This window comes from Gottschalkiaceae bacterium SANA (assembly GCA_036323355.1).
GTDB lineage: Bacteria > Bacillota > Clostridia > Tissierellales > GPF-1 > GPF-1.
The window spans coordinates 112,326-133,088 of record AP028876.1; the positions used below are offsets into that span (position 1 = coordinate 112,326).

The following is a 20,763-nucleotide window of genomic DNA, read 5'->3' on the forward strand; positions in this document are numbered from 1 at the left end:
AAAAAGTTCAAGATAAAAATGGAAACTTTCATGAATTATGTTATAATAAGAATGTTCATTTGCAAGAGTGGCGGAATTGGCAGACGCGCAAGATTCAGGTTCTTGTGATCGAGAGGTTGTGAGGGTTCGAGTCCCTTCTCTTGCACCAATAAAAGATCCATGTGTGAAGAGTGATCTCGCATATGGGTTTTTTTGTGCAGTTTTTTCATAGTTGATTGGGGTAAAAGGAAGAATAAGGAGGAAAGGTCATGAAATGTACAGTTGGAGTCTGTCAGATGATGGTGGTTGATTCAGCAGAAGAAAACCTGAAGAAAGCGGAAGCGATGATTGCAGAAGCGGTGCAAAAGGGTGTGGATTTGGTTGTTTTACCAGAGATGTTTATCTGCCCCTATGAGCATGAGGCTTTTAAGCGGGAAGCACAGCCGGAAGGCGGCAGAGTTTTTCAAAACCTTTCCCGAATATCGAGGGAATATAATGTGTATTTGGTGGCTGGTTCTGTGCCAGAGTCAGATGGAGAAGAAATCTACAACACCTCCTATATCTTTGATCCCCATGGGCACTTGATCGGAAAGCATCGAAAGATTCATCTCTTTGATATTGATGTGCCTGGGAAGATTCAGTTCTTTGAGTCAGATACTTTGGCAGCTGGAGAAAAAATAACGGTAGTCGATACGGTCTTTGGAAAGATTGGCATTGCCATCTGCTTTGATATTCGATTTTCTGAGTTATTTAGGGAAATGGCTGTTGCTGGAGCCCATGTGATTGTTGTGCCTGCTGCTTTTAACCAAACGACGGGACCGGCTCATTGGGAATTGACCTTTCGAATGCGCGCTGTGGATCAGCAATTATTTATGGTGGGTTGTGCGCCAGCATTGAATTCGAATGCGAATTATCATTCGTGGGGTCACTCACTCATTGTGAATCCGTGGGGTCAAGTGATGAGTGGATTGAAACGTCAAGAGGGTCTGATCATTGAAACCTTGCAATTACGTGAAGTTGGAGACATTCGCGGGCGTCTACCGATTATGAAGGAATACCTTCACCACTAAATCTTGTGGTGGAGGTCTTTTTTTTATATAAATGGGGTATGAAAAGAGTATACTTGAAGAAAAAGTATTAAAATTCAGACAGAGAAGGAGATCACTCATGAAGAAAACCTTTGTACTGGACACCAATGTTTTATTGCAATCGCCATATTCCATGTTTTCATTTGAAGACAACCAAGTCGTTTTACCCGAAGTGGTTCTAGAAGAGTTGGACCGATTTAAAAAGGACAATTCAGAATTGGGCGCTAATGCTCGACAAGTCGCCCGTCTCTTGGATCGTATGAGGGAAAAGGGCGACCTGACACAAGGATTGGAATTGGAAAATGGTGGAACCCTACGGATCGAAATGAATCACAGGTCCGTCGTACTTCTGGAAAGCTGGGAAGACGCCAAGAATGACAATCGGATTTTACGGGTTTGCAAGGGATTGCAAGATGATGGGAAGCAGGTAATTCTGGTTACAAAAGACATTTTTGAACGGATCAAAGCCGATGTGATCGGAATTACGGCTCAGGATTTTCTTAATGAGCAGGCGCCGACCTATGATGAGCAATACAAAGGAGTTTCTGACCTATGGACTACCGGGGAAGGAATGAATCGGTTTTATCAAGACCATGTCTTATCGCTTTCGGATGTTTTTTATGCGGATAATGTTCACCAGAAACCGGATTTAATACAGAATGAGTTTTTAGTTCTGCATTCGAGTGACAATCCGCAGCAGACGGCATTGGGCAGATATAATGGCAAGGGCATTGTGCCCTTACGATATGACCAGGAACGACCCTTTGGTGTAAAACCTCGAAATGTGCGACAGAAGTTTTTCCAGGAAGCCTTGATGATGGATGCGCATTCAGCGCCGCTGGTGATTGTTAAAGGTCCAGCTGGAACGGCAAAGACCTTTTATTCATTGGCAGTAGGACTGCATAAGATGTTTCAAGTTACGGATCAAGGATACCGTAAAATTTTGGTTTGTCGTCCCAATGTGAAACTGGATGAAGATATCGGTTTCTTGCCAGGAACGGAAGAAGAAAAAATTGCACCGTTCCTACGACCGGTAATCGATAATTTGGAGATACTAGTGGACAGCAATGAATCGGAACGCTATCAGAGTGAGATGGATTTGAAGGATAAAATTGATGAGCTTTTTGATCGCAAAATTATTACGACAGAAGCGATCGCCTATATTCGTGGACGGTCTATTGCCAAGCAGTGGGTAATCATTGACGAGGCGCAGAACTTGACACCGCGACAGGTCAAGGGAATTGTTACTCGTGCTGGTGGGGGAACCAAGATAATTTTGGTGGGAGATCCAGAACAGATTGATCACCCATTTCTAGATGAACGAACCAATGGTCTCTGCTACGCCGCGGATCGTATGAAGGGAAGTCCGCTTTGCTACCAATTGACCTTGTCGGAAGAAGATTGTGAGCGATCACCATTGGCATCGGAGAGTTCGGTTAGAATGAGATAAATACAAAGTTGAATTGAAGCCGGAAAGTTTACTGTTGTGAGCTTTCTGGTTTTTTATGAAAAAAAAGCAAATGATTGACATATCAATTATTAATCTGTATCATATACTTGATATGTCAATCATTATAAAGGGGGATAAGATGACAAAGAATTCGGAAGAGAGAAGTATTGGTAAATGGGTGTCGATATTATATCGGCAATTTCAAATATATATTAATCGGGCTCTCGATGAGTATGATATAAACTCATCCGAGTACATATTTCTAATTAATATTTCAAAAAATCAAGGCGTGAATCAGAAGATGCTGTCTGAAGAGCTGATTATTGATCAAGCACTTACCACTCGTGTCATGAAAAGCTTAGAGGAAAAAGGCTATATTACCAGGGCGAAAAATAGTCATGATAGAAGAGCGTATCAAATCTTTTTGACGGAAAAAGGAGAAAAAATTCAACCGATTATTCTTGGAAAATTGAAAGCCTGGACAGACATACTGGCGAATGATTTAACTGTTGAAGAGGTTGATCAAGGAATTGCAATGTTAATGGTGATGTCTAAGAATGCCGTACAAGAGAATAGGGGCGGAAATGAAGACTAGAATAAAAATGGCAATTTTATCATTGTCCTTAATCACGGTTATGGCTGGTGCGGCAACGGCTCCGGCGTTGGGAGCGATTGCTGCTCATTTTAATGATGTTCATCCTCTGTTGATAAAACTGATTATCACCTTACCTTCGCTATTTATTATTTTCACAACAGTGGCGTTTCATAAAGTAGCAAGGGTGTTGTCGATCAAGAAAATAGCTATCCTTGGATTGGTGATCTATATCATAGGTGGTTGTGGAGCTGGAGTGGTTAACGATATTTATTTGCTGCTAGTCTTTCGGGCAGTATTAGGCGTGGGTGTAGGATTGATTATGCCATTGTCGACAGGTCTTATTTCATATTTTTTTGATAAGGACGAGCGAACGAAACTAATGGGTTATTCGTCAGCCATGAACAATTTAGGTGGAGTTATTGCAATGAGCTTATCGGGTGTCTTGGTTACATTTAATTGGAGATATAGTTTTGCGGTTTATTTGTTGGGCGTATTGGTGTTGATTCTGATCGTGATGTTTTTACCAGACACCGAATTAAAGGGTTCAAATCGTAGAGTCAGCTTTCGGTTAATTAAGCAGATCGGGCCATATTTAATAGGCATCTTCTCAACAATGCTGATATTTTATACCCTGCCTTCCAATTTTTCTATGGTGGTTATGGAGGAGGAGCTTTTTAATCCCTCGCTGATAGGGGCTGTTATGGCGATTCAAACACTAGGAGCCTTTTTAATTGGAATGAAATTTAGCATCGTAAAAAAACGATTTGGGGATCAAACAAAATATGTTTCCTGCGGTTTTCTCTTTGGGGGCTATTTGTTACTTTCCATAGGGAACAGCATAATCCTTGTTATGGCTGGATTGTTGAGTATCGGATTTGGACTGGGCTTGCTTGTGCCCTTGTTGAATTCACAGATTGCTTCAACTGTAGATAAAAAAGAAGTAACTTCTGCAATGGCAATAACCAGCTCGATGTTATATTTGGGACAATTCGTATCCCCTTTGCTTGTTCAAGGCGTACAAAGCGCAATGAATGTGACAGATATTCGATTTCCATACTATATGGCCATGGGTTTAACTCTTCTTTTAGGCATGTGGATGAAAAGGTGCAGAATTAATTAATTAGAATATTGAAAAATAAAATGTCACCGAATTCCTAAAAGGAATCCGGTGACGTTTTTGTTATTTTCTCAGAATGACTTCCCCAAAGTAGGGAATCAAACTCTTTTGAATTTCCTGTAGAGTTTCAATGGAATAGGGTGTCATTTTGACAGACGAATTCACGACTTCCTCTTGTGGATGGAAATTTTGGATGGCGTATCGCTGACTTCCTTTAAGCCATTTTGCAATGGAGAGAAAGTCGTCCTGCTGAAAGCCTTCTTGATAAACGGTGGTGCGAAACTCGTGGGGAATCTCACTTAATCGAATCAATGAGACGCTTTCCTCGATCGCTTCCAAGTCAACAGACGTATGAACCATAGCACTATATTTCGGGATAGCTTGTTTGATGTCCATGGCGATGTAATCTAACACACCGGCCCGCATCCATTGATTTAGCCGGTTGGGCTTTGTTCCATTAGTATCCAGTTTGATGGAGAAGCCTTGACTTTTCAATGCCTTTAAAAAGGGCAGCAAGTCGGCGTGGAGTGTTGGCTCTCCGCCGGAGATGACAATCGCATCGACAAAACGTTTGCGCTTGATCAGATTATCCAACAAAGAATCAAGATCCTTTGTTTCCATTTCTCCAGTGACCAGTGGCGCATTGTGGCAATAAGGACAACGGAAATTACAGCCTGCCGTAAATAGAACGGAGGCGATTTTTCCAGGGTAATCGATCATGCTGGATTTTAAGAAATCAACGATCATATTAGGCTTCCTTCAAGGTTTCTTTGGTTGCAAAAGTCGTGCGCCCAGCAAATTCCTCTTGTTTTCCTTTATTCCATGATTGTACCGGACGATGGAAACCAACGACGCGAGACCAAACTTCTGTTTGGCTGCCACAGGTTGGGCAAGTCCATTGCTCGCCGGCTAGGTAGCCATGCTCTTGGCAAATGCTGTATGTTGGTGTAATGGTTAGATAGGGAATTCGTGTCAATTTCAAACTTTTGTACAAGAGATCTTTTAAGACGTCCAGATCTTCGATCTGTTCCCCAATAAAGCCATGAAGAACGGTACCACCGGTATAGCGGGTTTGCAGCTCTTCTTGCAGGGTCAGGGCTTCAAACATGTCTGCCGTGTGTCCCACAGGCAATTGTGTTGAATTTGTATAGTAAGGTTCTTTGTCCCCCGAGGTAATAATCTTAGGATAGATCCGCTTATCCATGCGGGCAAATCGGTAGGTTGCACCCTCGGCTGGAGAGGCTTCTAGGTTGTATAAACTGCCGGTCTCTTCTTGGAAATCTTGAATAACTTCATTCATAAAATCCATAACTTCAATGGAAAAAGATTGGCCTTCTTCCGAGGTGATGTCTTTACCAAAAAGATTGAGGCAGGCTTCGTTCATGCCGTTTAAGCCGATGGTGGAGAAGTGGTTTTTATAGTATCCGCCCTGGCCTTCTTTTACTCCTTGCAGATAGTAACGGGAGTATGGATACAGACCAGAATCCATATATTGTTCCAAAAGTACCCGCTTCTGCTCGCAAATATCTCGAGCCGATTCCATCAATGGACGCATTTTCGCTTTAAATTCTTCCTTACTTTTTGCCTGATAGCCTATCCTTGCCATATTTAAAGTAACGACATTGATGGATCCTGTTAGTGGATTGGCACCGAAAAGACCACCGCCACGCTTACGAAGCTCCCGGTTGTCTAAACGTAGTCGACAGCACATGCTGCGTACATCTTCTGGTTTCATGTCGCTATTCAGGAAATTGGCGAAGTAGGGGGTGCCGAATTTGCTTGTCATTTCCATTAGTTTGGTAGAAACAGGTGATTCCCATGGAAAGTCATCTGTGATGTTGATGGTTGGGATTGGGAAGCTGAATGAGCGGCCCGCACCATCCCCTTCAATCATAACTTCAAAAAAGGCCATATTAAACATATCCATTTCTGCTTGGAAGTCTCCATATGTGTCATCCATGGCCTTGCCGCCAGAAATTACTGGTGATTTTTTTAATAAGGTATGAGGCGTCATGTCTAAAGTGACATTCGTAAATGGTGTTTGGAATCCAACGCGTGTTGGCACATTCAGGTTGAAGACAAAGCTTTGAACCGCTTTTTTCACCTGTTCGAAGCTCAAGTTGTCATAACGGATAAATGGGGCGGCATAGGTGTCCAAAGAGCTGACGGCCTGTGCACCTGCCGCTTCGCCTTGAAGGGTGTAGAGCCAGTTGACAATTTGCCCTAGAAAGGCAGAAAGATGCTTGGCTGGACTTGATTCCATTTTACCCGATGCACCTTGAAATCCTTTCAATAATAGGGTTTCCAAGTCCCAACCACAGCAATATGGTGCCAAAAGTCCTAAGTCATGGATATGAATATCACCATTGATATGGGCTTGTCGTTGTTCTTTGGTATAGATTTTATTGAGCCAATATTTTTTTGTGATTTCTTCAACAATATGATTATTAAGGCCTTGAAGGCTATAGCCCATATTGGCGTTTTCGTTGATTCGCCAATCCTCCAAGGAAATATATTCTTCAACAAGTCGTTCTGCATCCATAAAAAGATTCTTGTGGCCAACACGAAGGTCCTCATGTTTTTTTCGATAGATAATGTAAGCTTTAGCTGTTTCTATGTAGCCTTCTTCCATTAAGGTTTGTTCAACAAAGTCTTGCGTGTTCTCAACATTGGGGACTCCTGCCCCATATGCTTCTGATAGGATTTCTCCAATATGGTTAGCCAAGCGGATTGATTCAGCGGTAGATCCCTCCTGGGTTGCACGGAAAGCTTTATCAATTGCGATGGCGATTTTATCCTGATTAAATGGTACGATCGAGCCGTCTCGTTTCTGTATGCGGGTTATCACGGTTCTTTCCTCCTTTAGTCTAGTTACAAGAAGTATTGTATGCTTTTTTAGATAGGAAAACAAGGTGGAACAACAACATATTGTGGACATAATGTATATATCCCCAAAAACAGACGAGATATAGATAAATGTTTAAATTTTCCGAAAGATTAATTTTATAAATATTTTGATGTTTTTCATAAAAAGAAGTGCAGAATTTTAGCCTTCTGGCTTTGATCTGCACCCTTTTAAACAAAACAAAGGACTCGCGGGAGTAGTTTCGCAAGTCCTTTATCTTTAGAGGATGTTAATTTTTTTATTTTAGAACCAACCACGAAGTTTCATGGCATCTGCAACACGTTTGATAGAGATCATATAAGCGGCTGTACGCATTTCTACGTTTGCATGATCCATCATTTCCCAGATTGCATTGAAGGCATCAACCATCAAGCGCTCTTGTTTTTCTTGAACCTCAGTGAAGCCCCAGTAGTAGTTTTGAAGGTTTTGCACCCATTCGAAGTAGGAAACCGTAACGCCACCGGCATTGGCTAGGATATCTGGAACGATTAAGATTCCTTTTCCGTTCAAGATTGCTTCTGCTTCTGGTGTTGTTGGTCCATTTGCACCTTCACAAACAATTTTTGCTTTAATTAGATCGGCATTTTCACTTGTGATTGCATTTTCAAGGGCACAAGGAGCAAAAATTTCTACGTCGATTCCAAAGATTCCGTCTCGATCCATTTCTTCATCGACTCCTGGGAAGCCTTTGATGGTATCGTGTGTTTTCTTGTATTCAATTACAGCTGGAATATTCAAGCCGTCTTTTTTGTATAAGCAACAAGATGCATCGGAAATAGCAACGACTTTTACTCCGGCTTGCATGGAGTAGAAAGCAGCAAAGCTGCCAACGTTACCAAAGCCTTGAACGGCTACAGTTGTTTGTTTTAAATCAATGTTTCTTTTTTTAGCTGATTCCCGAATCATTAAAAATACGCCATAACCAGTCGCTTCTGTACGAGCTAAAGAACCGCCGAATTCAACGGGCTTACCGGTAATTACGCCTGGAATCAATTGGCCATGCATTTTTGAAAATTCGTCAACCATCCATGACATGATTTTTCCATTTGTATTTACATCAGGAGCAGGGATGTCTTTTCGGTCACCGATAAAGTCGCCTAGAGCACGAACATATCCGCGAGATAATCGTTCTAATTCGCCTTCGGAAAGTTGTTTCGGATCTACAATGATTCCGCCTTTTCCGCCGCCGTATGGAAGACCAACAACACCACACTTGAATGTCATCCAAGTGGAAAGGGCACGAACCTCATCCAAACTTACATTGGGATGGAACCGAATTCCGCCTTTTGTTGGGCCAACTGCATCATTATGTTGTGATCGGAATGCTTCAAATACGCGAATTTCACCATTGTCCATTTTTACTGGAACGGGGAAAGATAGAACACGCATAGGTTGCTTTAGCAATTCATATACTGCTGGATCGGCTTGTAGTTGGTCACAAGCATTCTTGACTTGTTGTTGGGCAATCTCAAAAGGATTTAACGTTTTTTCTGCCACTGTAGTACCTCCTTAAAATTTTCCGATTATGAAAAGGTTTCCCTATCCGTAGAATAACATAGAAAGCGGTAAAAAACATGGGAAAAAATGAATATTTAGAAATGAAAATATGTATAAGATTTAACATCTGTCGTAAAAAATAAAAACAACACTACATATTGTGATTAAATCAAAAAAATGAAGGATTCAGTGATGTTGAGAAATTGTAATCGGGTGTTTAGAGGATGAAGCCGGGGGGAAAGAATAGATCACGGAGGTGATAATATGCGAATTGCATTTTTTGATACAAAAGAATATGATCGTGCATCTTTTAAAGATGTAAAGGATTTTAAAATCACATATTTTGAAAATAAGCTAAATCGGGAATCGGCTACTATGGCAAATGGATATGATGCAGTCTGTGTGTTTGTTAATGATCAAGTGGATCGAGAGGTATTAGAAAGTCTAAAGGCTGGTGGGGTTCGATTGATTTCGACCCGGAGCGCTGGATTTAATCATATTGATTTGGAGGCAGCCAAAGAGTTGGAATTGCCGGTTGTTCGTGTACCAGCCTATTCGCCCTATGCGGTGGCAGAGCATACGGTGGCATTAATGATGACCTTGAACCGTATGACTCACAAATCGTATATTCGAACCCTGCAGGGAAATTTTAGTCTGAAGGGACTCTTGGGATTTGATATGCATGGGAAAACGGCAGGGCTAATAGGAGGAGGTAAGATCGCAAAGATCGTTACCCGGATTCTTGGGGGCTTTGGCATGCGGGTATTGATTTATACACCGGATCCCGATAAAGAGGCGGCTAAGGAATATGGCTTTATCAATACGGACTTGAATACTCTATATAAGGAGTCTGATATTGTGTCTCTTCATTGCCCTTTGACAAAGGAGACCAAGTATTTGATTAACAAGGAGTCCATTTCCTTAATGAAGAAGGGCGTCATGATTATTAATACAGGCAGGGGTGGTTTGGTTCATACTCAGGATTTGATCAACGGATTGAAGTCAGAACAAGTTGGTTATGCAGGCTTAGATGTCTATGAAGAAGAAGGTGATGTCTTTTTTGAAGATCGATCAAATGACCTCTTGCAGGATGACTTGTTGGCTAGACTTTTGACCTTCCACAATGTACTTATTACTTCTCATCAGGGATTTTTTACCCAGGAAGCTCTTGATAATATACGGGATACAACGATTAAAAATTGGCAGGAATTTAAGGAAAAGAAATTTTTAAGCCATGCGGTATAACCGTTCGAGACTGTATAAGTAGAATAGCAAATGTAAAGAAGGTTGATGATCGGTGTAAATTGAAAGACCGTGAAAGTTTTAAAAAGTGCTCTCCAGTAATTAGGAGAGCACTTTTTAAATGGCTTATAGATTGAGGCTCTTGATTAATTGATTTTCAAAGATTCAAGTGCTGGCAGGTTTTCATCGCTAGAAATCGATTCTTTTCCATGTAGAGATAGTTGAGTTAAATGATCTTTTAGTTTTGCCTTCTTCATAGGTTTATAGAAATAGAAACCTTGAATCGCAGGGCAATGATGTTTTTTTAGATAATCAAGTTGTTGCTGGCTTTCAACACCTTCAGCGATGGAATCTAAATTAAGTTCTTGGCTTAACAAAATGATTGCCGAGATAATCGATTCATCTTGCTGTGACTTTCCAATTCCATCGATAAAGCTCTTTGCAATCTTAATTCGATCAATCGGAAGTTGTTTCAAATAGCTGAGGGAGGAATAGTCGGTTCCAAAATCATCGATTGCAATTCGGATATTATGTTTTTTTAGAGCATGTAGCATTTTAATAATTTGATCGATATCGTAGGGCAGAATGCTTTCTGTAATTTCAAGCTCTAAATATTGAGCAGGGAGCTTATAAGTGTCGAGGAGCCTTTTAATGGTTAGAGGCAGTGATTGATCTAGAAGCTGATTGACAGATAAGTTGACCGCTAGGATATGGAGCGTTGGAGATTGCCATGACTGATAATCAATGATGGCTTGTTCCAATGCCCATTTTCCGATCTCTACAATTAATCCGTTTTTTTCGGCAAGGGGTATAAAAAATTCTGGATTAATTAAGCCGTACTTGGGATGATTCCAACGGATTAAAGCTTCAACACCAATAATCTGCTCGTTTATGCTATCTACTTGTGGTTGGTAATACATTTCTAATTGCTTATCAGATAAAGCGGTATGCAAGTCACTGCTGAGCTGAAGGGCGCGATCTAGATTTTTACTCATGGCTTCATCGAAAAAAGCATATTTCCCTTTACCAGAACCCTTGGCATGATACATGGCAATGTCAGCGTGCTTGATTAAGGTGCTTGAAGAGTCACCATCGTTAGGGAAGACAGCGATACCAATGCTTGTGGATGCATAAAGGGAATTTTGGGATAAGATGAATGGAGCGTTGAATGATTGAAGGATCTTCTCGCAGACACTGGAGATGTCGTTCTTAGATCTCATGTTTTCTAATAGGAGTAAGAATTCATCGCCACCGACACGTGAAAGTGTATCACTGCTGCGGAGGGTGGTTGTCAAGCGTTCCGCTACCTTGCATAAGAGAACATCTCCTTGGAGGTGACCAAGGGAGTCATTGACAAATTTGAATCCATCAAGATCTAGAAAAAGAACGGCAAAGCTACTTTGAGAAATTTTTGCAGATTCTAAAGTTTCTTGTAGTCGTGTTCGAAAATATCGTCGATTTGGTAAATTTGTTAATTGGTCATGATAGGCTATATGTTGGATTTGCCCTTCTTTTTCAATTCTTTTTTGAATTTCATTTCCCAATTTTCGATTTGCATCGACCAATTCATTCGTGCGGTGTTCCACCTTTATTTCAAGATTTTCATAGGCTTCTTCTAGTTGAACTTGGATATTTTTAAGAGCAGTCAAATTTTGAAAAATAATGACGGTTCCTAAGCGTTGCTCACAATTGTCAAATAAGGTGGATGCGGAAGCAAAAACGGAAATGGCCTTACCTGATTTGGCTTTTAAAACTAATTCTTGGCTATAATTCAATTGATCCTTGGAGAGCTGCATGAATTCTCCCAAAATCTGGTGAGACTTTTGGTATAAGAGTTCTTGTTCTCGGTACTCTAGCATGGCAGTAGCGCCTTTGTTGACTCCAACGATGCTGCCATTGTGATCAATGATGAAGAGTCCCTCTTTCATGATCGAAAAAACATCGGTAAGAATTTTTTCGTTGGTTATAGTCATAAGTCCATATTTGCTCATGGAGTAGGTGACGCCGATCATGACGAACATAATAAAAAAAACGGTGAGAGGAGGGAAAAGAGTTATGGAAAATAAAGGCAAGAGAATGTCGATAGTAGTACCAAATAGGCTGGTGCATAAAATGGTTGTGAAGATAATTTTTGCTTGTTTCTTGTGTCGTTTCAAATGGGTTTCTTTTTGCCATTTGAAAAGCAAGATAAAAGCTTCAATTACATAAGTAACAAAATACACATTAAAATAATGGTCCCAAAAGAGACCCTTGTCTGTTGGATTTAAAAATGCCCATCCAAGGGGTATTTTTACAATATCATTCACACTAACAGGGTCAAAATAATACAGAGAAAAGTTGACTACCGCTGGAAGAAAAATACAAACGAGAGGCCAAGGCTTTTTTAAATACTTTTGTTTCTCTGTTAAGATCAGCACGAAACACACTAAGATTGGATATAAAAATGTCCAGGAGAAAACAGAGAGCACCCGGAACTTGGTCGCGATTGCAGGGTCTTGTGTTGCGGACATCATAGCTAGACAGAAGGCCCAAAAGAAGAGTATTACACAGAGTGCTAAAAAGCTTCGATTTAAGGGTTTCTTTTGATCAGAAAAGTAGGTATAGACACCAAGAAATATGAAAGTAACGCTGCAGAGCAAATAAAGCATCATAAATACATACATAATAGGCATCCTCGCAATCAGCAAAAAGAGTATTTCAATATAGATTCTGAGAAAATAAAACAGGAATAACAAAAAATGGTTCTCCTTTCATTATAGTAAGAAATATAATAAAATACAAATCGTTTTCTTATAATTCTGATAATTCTCCAAGTCGTTTTATGTTAAAGTTTAGACAAAACGGATGGTGTAGTTTATTGTTTTTACGAAGCGTGGCTATCGAGCGTTTCAAAGTATTGGCTTGGAGGATCAAGAGAGTGGTTGGAGTGATTTTTGGAATAAATAATCAAGTGCAAGCAAAAAAGCACACACTCGATCAAAATTCTCGGTTTTCAATGTGGTAAAGTAGTTGTGGGAGGGATGAAATGAGTGATTTGCGCGCGCTATCGAAGACAATTTCATTTATAGAGAAGCATCTTTGTGAGAGTTTTGATTTGGAGGATTTGACAGATATTCACGGCTACAGCCGATGTCATTTTTCTCGTCTATTTCATGTGGTTTCGGGTTTGCATTTAAGCCGATATATATGGAAACGCCGATTGCAGGAAGCGGCTGATTATTTGATCCAAACAGATGAGCGGATGATTGACGTGGCTTTACGCTATCAATTTTCTTCACAGGAATCGTTTTCCCGGGCCTTTTCTCGTTGCTTTGGTCTTTCACCTGGGAAATACCGAAAAGATAAAACGGCAAAGATACTTCAGCTTCCCATTGATGTCAGTAAAATTGTCATTCAGGGAGGAAAGAAAATGAAACCAGAAGTGAAGGAACTGAAAGCTTGGACTGTCATGGGTGTTTTATATGAAGGGACTAACGAAAATGAAGAGCTGAAAGCATGTTGGGCAGAAGTCGGTCAGCGGGCTGGTGAAATTCCCCATGCTAAGAGAAATGGAAATTGGTATGGGCTATGCGAGCCATTGGAAGAAAACGTGAAAGACTTGGATCTACTTAACAAAGCTTATTCCTTTAGGTATTTGGCTGGGGTGGAAGTCACCGAAGTTGACAGCGTACCCGAAGGGATGACCGTGTGGCAGATACCAAGGCAGGAATATGCGGTCTTTCCTCATTGTGGAGATGTGGAAAAAATGGGGGAAACTTATCAAGCAATCTATACGACCTGGTTACCAGAAAGCGGATATGAAGCTGTATATGCTCATGATTTTGAATTGTACAATGAAGAATTTCATCCGGGTGATTCGGATTCAACCTGTTATATCTATGTGCCGGTGAAAAAAGTGAAATAAGTAGGCAACAAAAAACAGTCGAGCAAACTTGCTCGGCTGTTTTTATACGCTCCATTCAATGGGCTTTTGCCCGGTTTGAATGAGAAATTCATTGGTTTTTGAAAATGGTTTGCTACCGAAAAAGCCGCGATAGCTGGATAAGGGACTCGGATGCGGTGCTTCTAAGACCAAATGAATGGGGTTGGAAATCATCTTCGCTTTTTTTCGGGCGTATCCGCCCCAAAGGATAAAGACAAGGGGTTTCTTTCGTGCATTTAAGTGTTCGATAATCTTATCGGTAAAGGGTTCCCAGCCCATTTTGGCGTGGGAGCCGGCATTGCCGTCTCGAACGGTTAGTACGGCGTTGATCATCAACACCCCTTGTTTCGCCCAATTCTCCAAATATCCATGTTCGGGGATGGGTATTCCTAAATCACTTTTAAGTTCCTTGTAAATATTGGCCAAGGAAGGTGGAATCTTGATGCCTGGTTGAACCGAAAAGCAAAGACCGTGAGCTTGATTGGGTCCGTGGTATGGATCTTGACCAATAATCACCGCTTTTACATCCTTGTAAGGGGTGCAATTTAGCGCATTGAACACATGGTCTGCCGGGGGGTAAATGGTTTGGCTAGCATATTCGGCATCGAGAAAATCCATGAGGTTTTGAAAGGTAGGTTTTTCAAATTCTGGACTCAGCAATTCTTGCCAGTCATTGTTTATTTGTAGATTCATTTTTACTCCCATCGTAAATCGGGTCCAAAAAAGACTAGCGGCGTATAGGCGGAAAAAATACGGGATACGATCCGATCCTTATACACGGTCTCCAATTGAGAGGGTGGTAGATTGGTCGAGAGAATCGTTTTGTTTCCTTTTATTAGCCGTGTATTAATGATATTGAAAATTTCCGCATTGGAAAAGGCGGATGCAACCTCGGTGCCTAAGTCATCGATAATCAGGAGATCGGAATCAAAAAGCAATCGATAATCTTCTTGAATGGCTTGCTTATCTCCACGAGAAAACTTGATGGTTCGAATGGTATCAAGCATGGAGAAGGCTGTTTGATACAAGACTACCTTGGATTGGTCCAATAGGGCTTTGGCAATGGCGTTGCAGAGAAAAGTTTTCCCTTGTCCAGTTCCCCCATAGAGCAGAAGATTTTCATCATTGCTTTCATCGAAGTTTGCGACAAAAGATTCTGCTACACTCAGATTGTAAAACATATTTTGTCGTGGGGTTTCCTTAAACCCTTCGAAGGATTCATTGCTAAAGAGTGAAATATTGAAGGATGAAAAATTTTCCTTCTCCAAGACGTGGGAGAGATTTGACATGGCATAGGAATGGTTGATCAAGGCCTGTTGTAAACAGGTGCATGGTTTTCCTTCCACATAACCGGTGTCTTTGCATCTTTCGCACTCGTACTGTAAGTCCAAATAGTTTAGAGGATAATTGTTTTCTGTCAACAAAATTGCTTTGCGCTGTTGCAGATTCTCAAGCTGCAAGCGTATCGACTGAATCCGCGCAGGATTGCCGCTGCCTAGGGCGAGTCTTGCCAGTTGTAGATTCAATTCGTTGGCACGATCTTCCACGGCTTGATAATCGGGGAGCTCTCTTCGAATTCTCAGCTTTCGCTTCTCCCGTTCATAATTGGCACGATCGCGTTTGGCTTCGTAGCTTCGAAGTAAGGATTTTATATTGTGTTCTTTCATTATGAGTTGCCCCCTTTCTGATCAGAGGTTTTATTACGATGACGATTCAGATATTTGTTTTCCAGTTCTTCTGGCGAGTATTTTTGCATGCGGCCTTCGAAGTTGTGGAAACTATTTTTTTTCTGTGAAGAGGATTTAGGCGTGGCGGGGGTTCGTTTCTCCGCAGCTTTTTCAACCTCTTCTACGGTGGTCAAGCCTTCAGCTTTCCAGCGCTCCAGAATTTTATTGGTGTAGTTGAAATTCGGATTGGTAATTTTTATGTTTTCATCGCAGGCTTTTACAATCAGTTCTAAAGCCAGTTCCCATTCCTTTGTCCATACCTTGATCATGGCCAATTCCTTTTGAGTTAAAGGTCGAGCAAGCCCCAGGGCTTTTCGAATGGCATTTTGCGCATGAAAGTCGATTTCTCGTTTTTCTAGATGGGACTCTAGTTCGCTTGGATGGGTGATCCCCATGTCATACCAATTTCGAATAATCCCTTCCACGTAACGGATGTTTGGACGGGTTTTCTTTTCGTAGGCAAGGCGAAAGGCTTCTACAATAACGTCGGGTGCCATATTGTAATCTCGGATCCAATTAAGGACGCTAGACATTTCCACCGCAACCAAGGGGCGTCTAGTCAAACTGGAAATTTGATTGAACATGCGATTGGTTGTTTCGTCTTTTCTCGTTGCAATCATGGCAGCAACATCATTAGAATATGCCTTTTTTCGTTTGTTTTGCGAATTTGGCATGAGCTTTTCAAAATACAATTGCTTTAAATTAATGAATTCAATATCATATTCATCTGGGTCGGATCCCCAGATATGCTTTCGAACGATCTCTTTTTGTTCCCAAAAATCCCAGGCGCGAAGGACTTCATCCAAGGGAAGATTTAGATTTTTCGCTATGGTGAAATGATCCCAACTTGCTTGATATTTGGGTTCTTTCGCGCAAAAATAAGCCATCAAATAAACTTTGACGGCAGTTCCGTTTCCCTGAGGCATATATTCTTGGATAAAGATATTTTCGATTGAGGTGTTTCCTAGATCAATTGTTGGTTCTTCAATGCGGTAACTCATGATTTCCTCCACTGTTTCTTGGGTCTTTTCATTATAACACAAAATGCTTTTTGGTTGCTCTGAGAGGTGAGAATTGGTATAATAACACTAGTGTATGAAAATGATTTCATAATAATTACCAGTATTGGGGGACGCATGGAAGCAAAAGGGCAGCTTTATTCGAAAATCAAGACAGCATTTAACAGAATACCAAAAAAAACCCAAGTCATTGTTCTTGTTTCTGGCGTACTAATTCTCAGTGCCGTTGGATTTGGAGTGAAGGTGCAGGCTGATCAAGAAGCAGCCGTAGCCCAACATTTGATCGATACGCAAGGTTTTGACGTGTATTACAAGGGTGATTTAATTGCCAAGGTTAGAAATGACGTAGATGTTCAAAGTGTTATTGACGAGAAAACAATGTTCCTAGAAAAGTCAGAAGGAATCGCAATGATTCCGGATGGGGAATTTACATATGAACCAACGAACTTTGAAGATGAAGAAGAAACGAGTCCGGTAGCGATTCAACAAGCGGTAAACAGCAAGGTGAAGTTCCTTGCACAAGCCACACAGATTATCGTGGATGGAATTGCCCTGGCGACAGTAAAGTCGGAAGAGGAAGCTGAGCAGATTATTGAGGAGATACAAGCGCCGTACATCGCAAAAATGAGTGAGGACGGTTCAGAAATTTTTGAAGTGGGATTGGTTGAAACCGTTTCTTTTGAAATCGTTGCGACAGACCCGGCAACCATCAAAGATGCAAGTAGCGTAGAAGAATTCCTTGTAAAAGGAACCAATAGAAACGAAACCTATGTTGTGCAAAGAGGAGATTGGTTCGAGAAGATCGCCTATGACCATGATATGAGTGTTTCTGAATTAAAAGCTGCAAATCCGGAATTGAATTATAATCTGATTTATGCGGGTGACGAAGTGAATTTGATTGTTCCAGATCCTTTTCTATCCGTCGCCACTTATGAGAAAGCTACCTACGAAGAAGACATTGAATATGGAACAGAATATACAACATCGGGCAGCTATTACAAAGATGAGTATCGTGTTGTGAGAAGCGGACGAGAAGGAACCAAAGAAGTTGTTGCCAATATTAAGAAGGTAAATGGAGAATCGGTGGAAGTGGAAGTGTTGCAAGAAACCGTACTCGAGGAACCGCGGGCAAAATTGATTGCTCAAGGAACCAAAGCAATTCCGCAATTAAAAGGGACAGGGGTATTCCAATATCCAGTTCAAGTAAGTAGCTTGTCTTCGCGTTTTGGAAATCGGGTACATCCGATAACAGGTAGACCTGATTTCCACACAGGGGTCGACTGGCCGAAATCAAAAGGAACGCCAGTTAAAGCGGCGGATGGTGGAACCGTAACCTTTGCCGGATGGAAATCTGGATATGGTTATGTTGTTTATCTTGATCATGGCGCTGGGTTTGAAACCCGCTACGCGCATATGAGTGCAATTTATGTAAAAAAAGGTGAAAAAGTGTATAAGGACAAGTCGATTGGTGCAGTGGGTAACACCGGAAATTCAACGGGTTCACATTTGCATTTTGAAGTACGAAAGTATGGGACTGCGTACAACCCGTATAACTTCTTAGACGGATCAGCGTATCGCTAATAAAGAACTCCCCAATGGGAGTTCTTTTCTTCAAAAGGCTTTGAAGAAAGGAACAGGAGTGATAAAATGGCTTATAAAATTTTAGTTGTAGAAGATGAACTGCCGATAGCGGACATTTTGAAATTCAACCTAGAGCGTGAAGGATATTTGGTTGCCAATGCTTATGATGGGGAGGAAGCGTTGCAAATGACGTTTTCCGAGAAACCAGACCTAGTTTTACTGGATGTCATGATTCCAAAGAAGGATGGATTTCAAGTACTCAAGGAAATCCGAGATCGGTCACAGCTGCCTGTTTTGATGGTAACAGCCAAGGAAGAAGAAGTAGACAAGGTGCTGGGTCTCGAGCTAGGCGCAGATGATTACATTACAAAGCCCTTTAGCATTCGTGAACTGTTAGCGCGGGTGAAAGCAAATCTTCGCCGCATGGGTGTAGAAGAGATCCAAGAGAATCCCGAAGATAAGAAAGTACTTCGCTTTAGTGATTTGGAAATTAATTTGACAAAATATGAAGTGAAAAAGCGTGGTCAAGTGATTGAGCTGACCTTGCGTGAATTTGAGTTATTGCAATTTTTGGCCGCAAAGCCTGACCAGGTGTTCTCTCGGGAACAATTGCTCGAAGAGGTTTGGGGTTATGAATACTACGGCGATATTCGCACGGTGGATGTGACCGTTCGTCGACTTCGTGTTAAGGTGGAAGATGATTCTTCGAAACCGAAATTTATTTATACAAAGCGCGGTGTCGGATATTATTTTAAGAGGAGTTAAGGATGTTTAAAAGCATACGATGGCGACTCGTGATCATTTATTTTTTATTGGTTTTTATAGCGGTTACTGTGGTTGGGGTATTTATTCTCGATCGGCTACGTTCGCAGCAGGAAGAATGGACGTTGAATAATATGCTGCAATATGCGGAACAAGTGCAGGTGTTGCCGTCACTTCGATCGGATGAATGGGTGGAGAATGAATCGCAATTGGTTGAGTCATTTACGAATTGGCCCATTGCACAGACGGATCAGGCTTATTTATTGAGTATGGATGGAACCGCTCCAAGGGTCTTGTCCAATTCTATGGGTGCGCAAAATTTGCTTGGAAAATCTGCCTATGAAACAGAAGTAATTGATAACGAGTTGATTTTTAATGCCCTGAACGGGGAAAAAGAAAACAAAATCAAGAGAGGAACTTATCAGCCAGAGGATACGGTGGCGCATTTGGTGGTTCCTTTATTTTCTGTTAACGGTGAGATCAAGGGTCTAATTTATGTGACCAGTGATTTAGAAGTGATGAATCAGGTCCTTTCTTCATCGAGAAGCATTCTCTTTCAAGGGATGGCGCTGGCACTTCTGCTTACCGTTATTTTGGGTTCTATTTTATCTCGTAGTATCACTTTGCCCATACAGGCCGTGACAAAAAAGGCTTCAAAAATGGCAGAGGGTGATTTCGACCAGAAAGTAGATGTGAAATCCAATGATGAATTGGGTCAGTTGGCCATGATGTTTAATAGCTTGACGGATGAGTTAAAAAAGACAATTTCACAACTGTCAGAAGAGAGCAGTAAGATGGAAGCCTTGTTTACGAATATGGCAGACGGTTTGATCGCCATTGATCCAATGGGTAAACTGCTCCATGCCAATCCAGTTGCGCGAAGACTATTCGTGATCGATGAAACAGAAGAAGAACAGAATGTGCTGCCGATGTTGCAAGAATTGCGTCCAGACATTCAGATGGATCAGCTGATTGCCTCTGAGGATGCAAGAGGCGAGTTGATGTTGGAATTTAGTCCAGAAGACATCTATCGTGCACATTACGCTCCTTTCTTAAATGACAAGGGAGAACGTAGCGGTTTGATTCTTGTTTTTCAAGATATTACCGAGCAAAATAAATTGGAAATTATGCGACGAGAATTTGTTGCGAATGTTTCTCATGAGTTGAAAACCCCCATTACGACCATAAAGTCTTATACGGAAACCATTATGGATGGAGTTTTGGATGACAAGGAATTGTCGACGAAATTCTTGGGCGTAATCGATAATGAATGTGATCGCATGACGAGAATTGTTCGTGATCTTTTACAATTGTCCTCCATGGATTATCAGGAAACCAAGTGGGAGTTGACAGAAGTCTGTTTGCAAGACTTGTTGGAAATGGTCGATTTGAAAATGAAGATTTCTGCCCAGGGAAAGAAGCAGCAATTGCGGGTTAGAGTTGAGCCTGAGCTTCCTTGTTTGACGGGGAATCGTGATGCTTTGGAACAGGTGGTGCTAAACGTAATTTCAAATGCCATCAAGTATACTCAGGATGGTGGTGCCATTGATGTGCATGCTTATTCGGAAGGGTCTCAGCTGAGGATTCGTGTACGTGATAATGGGTCTGGCATTCCGCAAGAGGATTTAGATCGTATTTTTGAACGGTTTTATCGTGTCAACAAGGCGCGAAGTCGAGCCATGGGTGGAACTGGATTGGGATTATCAATTGCTAAGCAGATTGTTGAGTTGCACGGAGGCAATATAAGCATCCAAAGTGTATTGGGAGAAGGAACCGTTGTGGAAATTTGTTTCCGTGAGGGCAGTGCCCAAGAACTGGTTTAAATCAATCGTAATTGATTTGTAACCATCCTGTAATGAGGAGTCTATATAATAAGTAC

General features: G+C 41.3%; 16 protein-coding genes and 1 tRNA gene. 10 read left to right on the forward strand and 7 right to left on the reverse strand.

Annotation, left to right across the window (positions count from 1 at the left end; genetic code table 11):
• Positions 1-61 precede the first annotated feature (61 nt).
• The 5 genes from AC25CA_RS00575 (at position 62) to AC25CA_RS00595 (ending at position 4,232) form a co-directional block, all read left to right on the forward strand.
• Positions 62-148 (forward strand) — tRNA-Leu (locus AC25CA_RS00575).
• A gap of 100 nt (positions 149-248) precedes the next feature.
• Complete coding sequence (locus tag AC25CA_RS00580) at positions 249-1,049, forward strand: carbon-nitrogen hydrolase family protein (RefSeq protein WP_486815093.1); 801 nt, start codon at positions 249-251, stop codon at positions 1,047-1,049.
• Positions 1,050-1,146: 97 nt separating this feature from the next.
• On the forward strand, positions 1,147-2,517 hold the full coding sequence (locus tag AC25CA_RS00585) for a PhoH family protein (RefSeq protein ID WP_486815094.1): 1,371 nt from the start codon (positions 1,147-1,149) through the stop codon (positions 2,515-2,517).
• Between the two features lie 139 nt (positions 2,518-2,656).
• The gene (locus tag AC25CA_RS00590) at positions 2,657-3,112 is read left to right on the forward strand and encodes a MarR family winged helix-turn-helix transcriptional regulator (protein ID WP_486815095.1); all 456 of its coding nucleotides are present in this window, start codon (positions 2,657-2,659) and stop codon (positions 3,110-3,112) included.
• Entirely contained in the window at positions 3,102-4,232 is a 1,131-nt protein-coding gene (locus AC25CA_RS00595) for an MFS transporter (RefSeq protein ID WP_486815096.1), read from the forward strand. The genes AC25CA_RS00590 and AC25CA_RS00595 overlap by 11 nt, the downstream gene beginning before the upstream one ends.
• 60 nt (positions 4,233-4,292) lie before the next feature.
• On the opposite strand, the gene AC25CA_RS00600 is transcribed toward AC25CA_RS00595, so the two are convergent.
• The 3 genes from AC25CA_RS00600 to AC25CA_RS00610 all read right to left on the reverse strand — a co-directional run bounded on the left by AC25CA_RS00600 (position 4,293) and on the right by AC25CA_RS00610 (position 8,631).
• Positions 4,293-4,976 carry an anaerobic ribonucleoside-triphosphate reductase activating protein gene (locus AC25CA_RS00600; protein WP_486815097.1) on the reverse strand — a complete coding sequence of 228 codons (684 nt, stop codon included), beginning with the start codon at positions 4,974-4,976 and terminating at the stop codon, positions 4,293-4,295.
• 1 nt (position 4,977) lies between these two features.
• A complete protein-coding gene (locus AC25CA_RS00605; RefSeq protein WP_486815098.1) occupies positions 4,978-7,077 on the reverse strand; it encodes a ribonucleoside triphosphate reductase in 2,100 nt (699 codons plus the stop codon).
• Between the two features lie 300 nt (positions 7,078-7,377).
• Entirely contained in the window at positions 7,378-8,631 is a 1,254-nt protein-coding gene (locus tag AC25CA_RS00610) for a Glu/Leu/Phe/Val family dehydrogenase (protein ID WP_486815099.1), read from the reverse strand.
• A gap of 264 nt (positions 8,632-8,895) precedes the next feature.
• Between AC25CA_RS00610 and AC25CA_RS00615 the strand changes: the two genes are divergently transcribed.
• Positions 8,896-9,876: a 2-hydroxyacid dehydrogenase gene (locus AC25CA_RS00615; protein ID WP_486815100.1), complete on the forward strand. Its 981-nt coding sequence runs from the start codon at positions 8,896-8,898 to the stop codon at positions 9,874-9,876.
• Between the two features lie 143 nt (positions 9,877-10,019).
• Here the strand turns inward: AC25CA_RS00615 and AC25CA_RS00620 are convergent, their stop codons facing one another.
• Complete coding sequence (locus AC25CA_RS00620) at positions 10,020-12,536, reverse strand: EAL domain-containing protein (RefSeq protein ID WP_486815101.1); 2,517 nt, start codon at positions 12,534-12,536, stop codon at positions 10,020-10,022.
• 362 nt (positions 12,537-12,898) lie between these two features.
• Here AC25CA_RS00620 and AC25CA_RS00625 point away from each other — a divergent pair, with 362 nt between their 5' ends.
• The gene (locus AC25CA_RS00625; RefSeq protein ID WP_486815102.1) at positions 12,899-13,777 is read left to right on the forward strand and encodes an AraC family transcriptional regulator; all 879 of its coding nucleotides are present in this window, start codon (positions 12,899-12,901) and stop codon (positions 13,775-13,777) included.
• A 42-nt stretch (positions 13,778-13,819) separates the two neighbouring features.
• On the opposite strand, the gene AC25CA_RS00630 is transcribed toward AC25CA_RS00625, so the two are convergent.
• The 3 genes from AC25CA_RS00630 to AC25CA_RS00640 are packed head-to-tail and all read right to left on the reverse strand — an operon-like array spanning position 13,820 to position 16,523.
• Positions 13,820-14,488 carry a uracil-DNA glycosylase gene (locus tag AC25CA_RS00630; protein ID WP_486815103.1) on the reverse strand — a complete coding sequence of 223 codons (669 nt, stop codon included), beginning with the start codon at positions 14,486-14,488 and terminating at the stop codon, positions 13,820-13,822.
• A gap of 2 nt (positions 14,489-14,490) precedes the next feature.
• Entirely contained in the window at positions 14,491-15,462 is a 972-nt protein-coding gene (locus tag AC25CA_RS00635) for an ATP-binding protein (RefSeq protein ID WP_486815104.1), read from the reverse strand.
• Entirely contained in the window at positions 15,462-16,523 is a 1,062-nt protein-coding gene (locus AC25CA_RS00640) for a DnaD domain-containing protein (protein WP_486815105.1), read from the reverse strand. The genes AC25CA_RS00635 and AC25CA_RS00640 overlap by 1 nt, the downstream gene beginning before the upstream one ends.
• A gap of 135 nt (positions 16,524-16,658) precedes the next feature.
• On the opposite strand from AC25CA_RS00640, the gene AC25CA_RS00645 reads away from it, so the two are divergent.
• The 3 genes from AC25CA_RS00645 (at position 16,659) to AC25CA_RS00655 (ending at position 20,707) form a co-directional block, all read left to right on the forward strand.
• Positions 16,659-18,122 (forward strand): peptidoglycan DD-metalloendopeptidase family protein, encoded by a 1,464-nt coding sequence (locus AC25CA_RS00645; RefSeq protein WP_486815106.1) that lies wholly within the window; start codon positions 16,659-16,661, stop codon positions 18,120-18,122.
• 66 nt (positions 18,123-18,188) lie between these two features.
• Positions 18,189-18,887: a response regulator YycF gene (yycF, locus tag AC25CA_RS00650; protein ID WP_486815107.1), complete on the forward strand. Its 699-nt coding sequence runs from the start codon at positions 18,189-18,191 to the stop codon at positions 18,885-18,887.
• 2 nt (positions 18,888-18,889) lie between these two features.
• A complete protein-coding gene (locus tag AC25CA_RS00655) occupies positions 18,890-20,707 on the forward strand; it encodes a sensor histidine kinase (RefSeq protein WP_486815108.1) in 1,818 nt (605 codons plus the stop codon).
• The last annotated feature ends 56 nt before the right edge of the window (positions 20,708-20,763 follow it).

What these genes read in the sequence shown, in the direction of transcription:
- AC25CA_RS00580 (WP_486815093.1), top strand. Translation starts at nt 249, where the DNA reads ATGAAATGTACAGTTGGAGTCTGTCAGATGATGGTGGTTGATTCAGCA.
- AC25CA_RS00585 (WP_486815094.1), top strand. Translation starts at nt 1,147, where the DNA reads ATGAAGAAAACCTTTGTACTGGACACCAATGTTTTATTGCAATCGCCA.
- AC25CA_RS00590 (WP_486815095.1), top strand. Translation starts at nt 2,657, where the DNA reads ATGACAAAGAATTCGGAAGAGAGAAGTATTGGTAAATGGGTGTCGATA.
- AC25CA_RS00595 (WP_486815096.1), top strand. Translation starts at nt 3,102, where the DNA reads ATGAAGACTAGAATAAAAATGGCAATTTTATCATTGTCCTTAATCACG.
- AC25CA_RS00600 (WP_486815097.1), bottom strand. Translation starts at nt 4,976, where the DNA reads ATGATCGTTGATTTCTTAAAATCCAGCATGATCGATTACCCTGGAAAA.
- AC25CA_RS00615 (WP_486815100.1), top strand. Translation starts at nt 8,896, where the DNA reads ATGCGAATTGCATTTTTTGATACAAAAGAATATGATCGTGCATCTTTT.
- AC25CA_RS00620 (WP_486815101.1), bottom strand. Translation starts at nt 12,536, where the DNA reads ATGTATGTATTTATGATGCTTTATTTGCTCTGCAGCGTTACTTTCATA.
- AC25CA_RS00625 (WP_486815102.1), top strand. Translation starts at nt 12,899, where the DNA reads ATGAGTGATTTGCGCGCGCTATCGAAGACAATTTCATTTATAGAGAAG.
- AC25CA_RS00630 (WP_486815103.1), bottom strand. Translation starts at nt 14,488, where the DNA reads ATGAATCTACAAATAAACAATGACTGGCAAGAATTGCTGAGTCCAGAA.
- AC25CA_RS00635 (WP_486815104.1), bottom strand. Translation starts at nt 15,462, where the DNA reads ATGAAAGAACACAATATAAAATCCTTACTTCGAAGCTACGAAGCCAAA.
- AC25CA_RS00640 (WP_486815105.1), bottom strand. Translation starts at nt 16,523, where the DNA reads ATGAGTTACCGCATTGAAGAACCAACAATTGATCTAGGAAACACCTCA.
- AC25CA_RS00645 (WP_486815106.1), top strand. Translation starts at nt 16,659, where the DNA reads ATGGAAGCAAAAGGGCAGCTTTATTCGAAAATCAAGACAGCATTTAAC.
- yycF (WP_486815107.1), top strand. Translation starts at nt 18,189, where the DNA reads ATGGCTTATAAAATTTTAGTTGTAGAAGATGAACTGCCGATAGCGGAC.
- AC25CA_RS00655 (WP_486815108.1), top strand. Translation starts at nt 18,890, where the DNA reads ATGTTTAAAAGCATACGATGGCGACTCGTGATCATTTATTTTTTATTG.